Raw genomic sequence first — 2,255 nt, 5'->3', positions numbered from 1 at the left:
CACCTACGGCGACTGAGCCGGGGGTGCGGGCGGGCCGGTTGGGGCGGCCCGCCCGCACCCCCGGCTCAGTCGCCGTAGGTGTCGGCCTCCACAGCGTTCCCGGCGTCAGCGTCGGCGGGGACAGCCGCAACCGTGGCAGGGGTGGCGTTGGGGGCGAGGGCGAACCGGCGGGGCCGCTCACAGCACAGCACCGCATCCCCGAGGCTGACCAGCCGATCCAGGGCGTTGGCCACCGCACCGGACGAACGGTCCAATACCCGGCCGATCTCGTACGGGGTGAAGTCCTTGTCCGGGAACTCGAGCAGGTGCGCGTGCACCATGTCCCGCAACGCACCCGACCGGACCCCGTCCCCCGCACCCGCGCCGCTTGCGGTACCCGGACGGGACGCCGGGGGGGCCGAGGCGGTGCTGGTACCGGTCAGCACCGCCCGCGCGTTACGGTGCGCCGAGGTGACCTTCGTCATCGCCATTTCCAGGCACCCCAACGCCATCACGGCGCCCCCCTGGTCTTTTGCCGAGATCACCCCACCGAATAGCTCGATCAATTCCGTCAGGTCCGCCCGCGCCCGCACCCAAGCCGGATCATCGGCCACCGGCTCGGATGCGTCGGCGTCGGTGTCGGCGTCGGGTGCACCGCCCAGCTGATCTTCCGCGCCCTGACCGGCCGTATCGTCCACGCTCAGATCCTCCGGCTGGCCGCCCGGCTCCTCAGCCGCGTTCGCCTCGCCGGTCGGCTCCTGCGCCGGGGCGGGGTCGGCCGACACGATGGCGGCCGGGAGCACCTCCTCATCTGAAGCGGGGATCGCCTCCGCGTGCGGAGTTCCCGCGTCCGGCGCCGTAATCGCGGCGGGCGGTGCGACATCCGGCGATTCCGGAGCCGGGGCCGGGGATGACACGTCGGCGGTGCCGGTCGGCTCGGTGGTGGCGGCGGTGATCGGGTACCACCGGTCAGCGGCGCGGCCCCGCGTCTGACCGTCGTTCGTCCCCGGCTCACGGCGGGCCCGCCCCTCGGCCTCGAACTGTTTGAGGATCTTGCCCGCCACCATCCGGCTCAGCCCGGCCGCCGCCCCGATCACCGTGGCCGACCCACCCGGCTCAGCATTCAGGGCCGCCCACACCGCCGCCACACGGGCGTCCCCGTCCGGGGCGGGCTCGGCGTCCGGGACAGTGGTGCCAGGGCTGTCAGGGGCTGTCACAGGCGCGGCGGCGTTAGGAATAGTGACGGCGGTTTCCGCGCCATCGGGAACGGTGTCGGTAGCGGGCATTTCCGAGGTGTGAATAGCCATTGTGTGACGCCCTTTCCGGTCGCATCACCGGCCCCGTCGGGCCCGGTGTTTTCGTTTGCGTCACGACCATCCCTCGCACAAAACGCGGCTGGCAAGTCGACCGGGCCATTTCCTGTGTCACCCCAACGGCTGGAGAGGCAAACCTAACAAAATAACCGCTGAGCTGCTAAAACAGCTCACGAGAAGCTCATGGAATCGGCTTGACATCAGACGCGCGTCCAGCTCTTCACCTATTTCACCGGACGACAGCGAACGATGCCCGAATGCCCGAATGCCTCGCGAAATAATCTGCGCGGTGAATCCGCATCCCGGTTGACAAACATTGCGGGTCGAGCGTCCATGGGATTAGGCGGTAAATACCGCCGACATGACGCCCCGCCCGGGGAATCGAAAGGCACACCGCATGACACACGCCAGCACCACCGCCGCCCGCCGTCTGGTGAGCCCCCGGCACGCCCGCGCGCTAGCCAACTACGGCCCCGGATGGGCGATCATGTGGGACGACCGCCACGATCAGCCCGTCATCGTCCCCTCCGAACGCGGCGACGACGGCACCCTCCTCGAAATCTGCGACTACGAGGACATGTTCACCCTGGGAGGCAATTGCGACACCAGAGAAGACACCCACACCTGCCACGCATGCACGACCGGCGGACCGCCCGACTGCCACATGATCGCCGCCCACATGACCAACATCCTCGGCGGCTACTACGACACCCGCGACGACATCGCCGCGTGCATGCCCCTCACGCTGCCCTACACCCGCGCCCTCACCCAGCACGGCTTCCAACGCCACGCCCAAGGCGTCCGGTACCACGGCGCCGGCAACCGACACCACGACACCTTCAACCAGCTCTACCGCTCACCGGACCGCCACCTCATCAGATTGATCATCCCGCTGACCCCCACCCCCGCACCCGCGCCACCACTCAGGATCAAATGGATCTACCTCGGCCGCACCGGCACCGA

At 69.2% G+C, this 2,255-nt stretch carries 2 protein-coding genes; one reads left to right on the top strand and one right to left on the bottom strand.

All coding sequences use genetic code 11. The annotated features are described in order from the left end of the window. Nucleotides 1–65: 65 nt before the first annotated feature. On the bottom strand, nucleotides 66–1,286 hold the full coding sequence (locus FAF44_RS52885) for a hypothetical protein (RefSeq protein ID WP_237111070.1): 1,221 nt from the start codon (nucleotides 1,284–1,286) through the stop codon (nucleotides 66–68). Nucleotides 1,287–1,689: 403 nt separating this feature from the next. Between FAF44_RS52885 and FAF44_RS52880 the strand changes: the two genes are divergently transcribed. Beyond that, nucleotides 1,690–2,255, top strand: a 566-nt coding sequence (locus FAF44_RS52880; RefSeq protein ID WP_237111069.1) for a hypothetical protein, incomplete at its 3' end; no start/stop codon positions are given.

Origin of the sequence: Nonomuraea sp. MG754425, assembly GCF_021699195.1 — a bacterium.
GTDB lineage: Bacteria > Actinomycetota > Actinomycetes > Streptosporangiales > Streptosporangiaceae > Nonomuraea.
Note: the sequence above shows the minus strand (reverse complement) of the source record. Positions and strands in the feature narration are given on the sequence as shown.